This window comes from Bradyrhizobium macuxiense (assembly GCF_001542415.1).
GTDB classification, from domain to species: domain Bacteria; phylum Pseudomonadota; class Alphaproteobacteria; order Rhizobiales; family Xanthobacteraceae; genus Bradyrhizobium; species Bradyrhizobium macuxiense.
Map to the genome: position 1 here is coordinate 23,867 of NZ_LNCU01000014.1, position 6,000 is coordinate 29,866.

Sequence of the window (6,000 nt, forward strand, 5' to 3'; positions counted from 1 at the left end):
GCTTAACGGGTTTTACCGAGTTTGCCCGGCCGGGTTGTTCTGTCGCAGATGATGCAGCCGCATCAACGTTGCGCGCGCCGCTAGCTGTGAAACTTCAGCCCGTCGAGGATCTTGTCCACCACCTTGCGCTCGGCGCGGACGGCGAGGCCGACCAGATTGAGATCGGCGCGCGCGACCGCCCTCACCGCCTCGCGGTTGGCGGCATCATGCGTGGTCTTGAACATGTCCTCGGTGTAGAGCGCCGGCCGCACCTCGCGCGCCAATGCGCGTTCGAGTGCCCGCGACAACTGCGCGCGATCGGCGCCGTAGATCAGGATCGGCTGTCCGATCAGGGACAGGTACCTGGTCCCTGAGCCGTCTTCGTAATTCTGGCCGACGCATTCCGGAAAGGAGGCCGCGATACCGCCTGACAAGAAGGATGCGACGTTGAGCTTCTGCCAGACTTCCAGGTCGTTGCGGATCACGACCGCGATCTTGGTGTCAAACTGCATGGCATAAGTCTAGCGGAGGCGCCCCGGGCAACGCCAGCGCGTATGCACAATTGCAGGCGCCCATGGCGATGGCGACACCCGAGCAGACGTCGCGGCCGCTGCACGCAAGTCCGCCTGAAGGCCCGAAGCTGCCCGTGCCGGGACAGAACGCGATAGTCAGTCCCTGCACCGTGTAGTAGGCTTCGGGGGTTTCGATCACCACAGCATATTTCGGGGCATTGCATCATGATCAGCAAGGCCGACGTTGTTGTTATTGGTTCGGGCGGATTGGGCGCGGCCACAGCCTATTACCTGAGCAAGCATGGAGGTCTCAGCGTCGCTCTTGTCGACAAGCATGAGATCGGATCGCAGACCTCGCCTCGCGCGGCAGGCATGGTGAGCTGCGCGCGCAAGGGCGACCTGATGATTGACCTCATCAAGGACGCTTGCCGCAAGATCGAAACGTTCACGGCAGAAACCGGCCAGCCGCTCGACTGGGTCCATTCGGGCAGCTTGAAGATTGCGCGTCGGCCGCAGGATGCCGAAGTGATCAAGGACGACTTCGAGCGCGGGCGCCGCATGGGCCTTGATGTCGAGCTGATCTCTCCGGAGCAGGCGAACAGGCTCAATCCATTTCTGGAAACGACGGGTGTCGTGGCGGCGATGCGGATCGGCGACGACCGGTATTTCGACCCGGCACAGGTTGCTGTCGGTTTCGCCAGGGCGGCGGCGGCCCAGGGCGTAACACTGCTGCCGAAGACCCACGTACGCGCCGTAAACATCATCGGCGGCACCGTGATCGGCGTGACCACGGCGAGCGGCATCATTGAAAGTCCTGTTGTTGTTGATGCGGCCGGCGCGTGGACGCGGCAGGTCGCGGAGGCAAGCGGAATTCGCGTGCCGTTGGTGCCGACCCGGCAGCAGCTGATCGTCACCGAGCCTTTGGATGGCGCGCGCGCCGACTTGCCAATGATCCGCATCATGGATGCCGCGGTGTACGCGCGCCCGTGTCAGGGCGGCTTCCTTTGGGGCGTCTACGAGGAAACGCCGCGCTTCTTCGATATGCAATCGCTTGGGACCGACTTCGACGTCAAGGACATGCCGCTCGACATCGGCGTGCTTCATGCAGCAGCCGATGAAGTGAAGGATCAGCTCCCGTTCCTGCAAACCGCCAAGGTGCGGGAATTTCGCGGCGGCATCCCGACGATGACCGCCGATGGCCACCATATTCTTGGCCCAGCCGCCGGCACGACCGGTTTCTATTTTGCAAGCGGGTGCAACGTCGCCGGTCTCTCGATCTCGCCGGCCGTCGGCGAGGCGCTTGCGGCCTGGATCGTGGACGGCCAGCCACCGATCGATCTCTCGCCGATGTCGGTCACGCGGTTCAAGGACCGGTCGTGGTCTGAAGCCCGATTGCAGAGCGATGCCGCCTGGCAATACCGTCACTTCTACGGTGCGGTCTGAGCTTCCGCGCTCTGAGCTTCTGTCGAGCGTCCCGGCTCGAGGTCATCAGCGCGTTTGCGCTTCGCCCAGCCAGCGGACCCTGCGGATATAGCGCCGCCCTACCCCTTGGCGTCGCAGGCCCAGGCGCGGATCACGCATTCCTTGCCGCCATATTCGTAGCACTTCTTTGTCGCGGCGTTGAGCGTGCTCGATATCTTCGGCATCACCGCATAGCCGTGGGCGCCGCAGGGATTGGTCATGTCGATCGAAAGCGCGGCGCAGGCGCGCTTCATGCTGACAGCGGTACAGTCGCCCCTGCACTGCTTCAGCGCCGCGGCGCGCGCGGCCCCTTCCGCCGGATAGTCGTAAGCCTGGCCATACGCCCCGCACTTGCCGACCGCGAACGCGCCGGCCGCGCGAGCCTTGGGGATGAAGTTTTCCACGGAGAAACGCGTGGCGGCAATCAGCAACGTCAGGACAAGAATCATCAGCGCGCGGCGCTGCGCGGCGGCGGTCGAAATGATCAAGACGGAAATCCCCCAAAGTCCGCCGGCGACTCTATCCGGGGGTCGTTGCCAGATGGTGAATGACGGGTTGAGATGACATCCTCACCGCGTCGTCCCTGCGAAAGCAGGGACCCATAACCATCGATACCGTTGAGTGCACGAAGCTGGGGCCGCTATCCCACCGATAATGAAGATTGGTGGTTATGGATTCCGGCTCGCGCTGAGCCTGTCATCGGGCGGCGCTAAGCGCCGACCCGTTGGCTTGGCCGGGACGACGCGGAGGACCCTTAGCTGCGCCGCGCCGCTTCCAGCGCCTGCGGCGTGTCGATGTCGAGGAAGGCACTGTTGCCTTCAACCGGCACCTCCGCGACGGCTTCGGCGTGCTTGGCGATCAGGTGGCGGGCGCCGACGTCTCCGTCGAGCGTCATCAACTCCGTGAAGAAGCGCCGCGACCACAGCACCGGATTGCCGCGGCGGCCTTCGCTGACGGGCACCGCGATCAGATGGCCGCGATCCGGCGCGAAGGTGTCGATCAGCCGGTCGATCAGTTGCGCATCGATCAGCGGCATGTCGCCGAGGCAGACGATGGCGCCGTCGGCCTTGTCGGAGACCGCCGAAATGCCTGCTTTCACCGAGCTCGCGATCCCGCCGGCGAAATCCGGATTGCGCACATATTTCACCGTGAGCCCGGCCAGCGCCTGCTCGACCAGCTCGCCCTGATGCCCGGTGACGACGATCACCTCGGAAGCCTTCGAGGCCAGCGCCTGCTCGGCGACAATGCGCACGAGCTTCTTGCCGTCGAGCTCTGCGAGCAGCTTGTTGGGGCCGCCCATCCGGGTCGAACGTCCGGCGGCGAGCACGATCGCCGCGACGTTGCGATTGCCCTCGGTCTCGGGAACGGTGCGCGGCTGCGGGCGTGTCACGATCTCCATCAACAGGCCGCCGACGCCCATGCCGGTAAGATCCGATCGCGTCACCTTGATGCCGGCGAGCAGCCGCATCAGCACCCAGTCAAAGCCGTTCTCGACCGGCGAGCGCGCGCAGCCCGGCGCGCCCAGCACCGGCACGCCGCCGGCGCTGCCGATCAGGAGCAAATTGCCGGGATCGACCGGCATGCCGAAATGCTCGACCGCGCCGCCGATCTCGGTGATCGCCGCGGGGATCACGTCGCGCCGGTCGGCGATGGCGGACGCCCCGAACACGATGACGAGCTCGGCGCCAAGGCCGAGCAACTCCTTGATCGCGCCCGAAAGCACCGCCTCATCGTGCGGGATACGACGCTCGGCGATAATAGTGGCGCCGGCCGGCGCAAGCCGCTCAGCGGTCACGCGCAGCGTCTTGTCGATCACCTTCGGCACGAGACCCGGCAGCATCGTCGAGACCACGCCGACCTTCTTGATCAGGTAAGGCGCGATCCGCATCGTGTCCTTGCCGGCTACCGCGACCGCGGCGTCGCGCAGCCGTCCTTCCACGCCGAACGGGATCAGCTTGACGGTCGCGATCATCTCGCCCTCGACCACCGGCTTGAATGCCGCGAGGGTGGCGAACGTGATGGCCTCATCGACGCCGTTGATGCGGTCGACCGCGGCGCGATCGACCACCAGCACGCCGGGGCGCGCGGCGAACAGATTGGCGCGGCCGGTGAAGGCGCGCTCGACATTGACGCCCTCGCCCGCAACCGCCTGCGCGATGCTGGCGGCCGCGACGTCCTCGGAGACATCGCCCTCCTCCAGCCGCACCACGACGACTTCGGAAACGCCGGCCTTGGTGAGCGCCTCGACCTCGGCGGGGCCGATCGTGGTGCCTTTCTTGAGCACCAGCGCACCCTGGCGCAGCGTGTGCACGGTGACGCCGCCAATCGCGTCGGCTGGACTGGCGGGACCGAACTTCATGCCGCTTCTTCTTTTTCTTTGGGAGCCAAACGCAATTGCGCGGTGATCTCGGCCATGATGGCGACCGCGATCTCCGCCGGCGACACCGCGCCGATGTCGAGGCCGATCGGCGCATGGATGCGCGCGATGTCGCTGTCCTTGGCGCCTTGTGCACGCAGCCGATCCGCACGCTTGGCATGCGTCTTCCGCGAGCCGAGCGCGCCGATATAGAAGCAGTTGCGATCGAAGGCGTGCAGCAGCGCCGGATCGTCGATCTTCGGATCGTGGGTCACCGCGACGAAGGCGGTGTAGGCATCGACGTTGAGCGGCGGCAGCGCGACGTCGGGCCATTCCGCGACCAGCGGTACGTCCGGGAAGCGCTCGGGGCTGGCAAACGCCGTACGCGGATCCACCACCGTGACGTCATAATCGAGCGAGCGGGCCAGCGGCGCGAGCGCCTGGCTGATATGGACCGCGCCGATGATCACGAGCTTGGCGGTCGGCGCGTAGACGTTGAGGAACAGCTTCTTAGCCCCGACCTCGACATTGCCGCTCTTGCCCATCCGCAGCTGCTTTGCGAGCTCGGCACGCAACGGATCGGCGGCGATTTCGTTGGCCTTCACCAGGCGCTGCTCGCCGTTCGAGGTGTCGGTGACGACGATCACCGGGCGGCGCGCGGCGCGCTCGGCGTTGAGCTCTTTGAGGATCTCGAGCTTCACGGCTAGCCGACCTTCTCGACGAACACGCGGATGGTCCCGCCGCAGGACAGGCCGACATTCCAGGCCGTCTCGTCGGCGACGCCGAATTCGAGCATCTTGGGCTGGCCGCTTGCGATCACGTCGAGCGCCTCCGTGACCACAGCGCCCTCGACGCAGCCGCCGGAGACCGAGCCGAGGAAAGTGCCTTCGTCATTGATGACGAGGCTCGAGCCGGCCGGGCGCGGCGCCGAGCCCCAGGTGTCGACCACGGTGGCGAGCGCCACGCCGTGGCCCTGCTTCTGCCAGGTCTCGGCGGCCTGAAGGATATCCTCGTCGCGGTTCAACATGGCGGCCTCCTGTTTGGATGCTTCTTCAGGCTACGGAGCGGATCAGGCTGCGATGGTGCGCCGGCGGTGGGGATGACAGCGCCTCGATCAGCCCCTTGATGGACGTCAAGTTATGCACCGGGCGGAATTCGTCAACGTGGGGCAACATCATTTTGATACCCTGGGCCTTGGCCTCAAAGCCGGAATAGCGCAGCAGCGGGTTGAGCCAGATCAGGCGACGGCAGGACCGGTGCAAACGGTCCATTTCGAAGGCCAGTTTGGCATCGGCCTCCCGTTCTAGTCCATCGGATATAAGGAGTACGATCGCGCCCTGCCCGAGTACGCGGCGGGCCCAGAGCTGGTTGAAAGTGTGCAGCGAGGTCGCGATCCGCGTTCCCCCGGCCCAGTCCTCCACCGAGGACGAGCAGCTCGCCAGCGCCTCGTCCGGATCCCGCTGCCGTAACGCCCGCGTCACATTGGTGAGCCGGGTGCCGAACAGGAATACCGAGACCCGCTTGCGGGCGTCGGTGATGGCGTGCAGGAAATGCAGGAACAGCCGGGTGTACTCGCTCATCGAGCCGGAGATATCGAGCAGCGCCACGATCGGTGCCGGCTTCTCGATCCGGCCGAGCTTTCTGATATCGATGATCTCCCCGCCGGTGCGCAAGGAGTTGCGCACGGTGCGG

At 65.6% G+C, this 6,000-nt stretch carries 7 protein-coding genes; 1 reads left to right on the forward strand and 6 read right to left on the reverse strand.

Annotation, left to right across the window (positions count from 1 at the left end; all coding sequences use genetic code 11):
* Window positions 1-80: 80 nt before the first annotated feature.
* Window positions 81-491 (reverse strand): DUF2000 family protein, encoded by a 411-nt coding sequence (locus tag AS156_RS03175; RefSeq protein ID WP_066499887.1) that lies wholly within the window; start codon window positions 489-491, stop codon window positions 81-83.
* Between the two features lie 225 nt (window positions 492-716).
* On the opposite strand from AS156_RS03175, the gene AS156_RS03180 reads away from it, so the two are divergent.
* Window positions 717-1,934 carry an NAD(P)/FAD-dependent oxidoreductase gene (locus AS156_RS03180; RefSeq protein ID WP_066499889.1) on the forward strand — a complete coding sequence of 406 codons (1,218 nt, stop codon included), beginning with the start codon at window positions 717-719 and terminating at the stop codon, window positions 1,932-1,934.
* A gap of 98 nt (window positions 1,935-2,032) precedes the next feature.
* Here AS156_RS03180 and AS156_RS03185 read toward each other — a convergent pair whose 3' ends face one another.
* From AS156_RS03185 to AS156_RS43855, 5 genes are all read right to left on the reverse strand, one after another.
* Window positions 2,033-2,440, reverse strand: coding sequence for a DUF4189 domain-containing protein (locus AS156_RS03185; protein WP_136625979.1), 408 nt, complete (start codon window positions 2,438-2,440; stop codon window positions 2,033-2,035).
* A gap of 266 nt (window positions 2,441-2,706) precedes the next feature.
* Window positions 2,707-4,311 (reverse strand): NTP transferase domain-containing protein, encoded by a 1,605-nt coding sequence (locus AS156_RS03190; RefSeq protein WP_066499890.1) that lies wholly within the window; start codon window positions 4,309-4,311, stop codon window positions 2,707-2,709.
* Entirely contained in the window at window positions 4,308-5,009 is a 702-nt protein-coding gene (locus tag AS156_RS03195; RefSeq protein ID WP_066499891.1) for an XdhC family protein, read from the reverse strand. The genes AS156_RS03190 and AS156_RS03195 overlap by 4 nt, the downstream gene beginning before the upstream one ends.
* Window positions 5,010-5,011: 2 nt before the next feature.
* The gene (locus AS156_RS03200; protein ID WP_066499895.1) at window positions 5,012-5,335 is read right to left on the reverse strand and encodes an XdhC family protein; all 324 of its coding nucleotides are present in this window, start codon (window positions 5,333-5,335) and stop codon (window positions 5,012-5,014) included.
* 25 nt (window positions 5,336-5,360) lie between these two features.
* Window positions 5,361-6,000, reverse strand: a 640-nt coding sequence (locus AS156_RS43855) for a vWA domain-containing protein (protein WP_245312527.1), incomplete at its 5' end; no start/stop codon positions are given.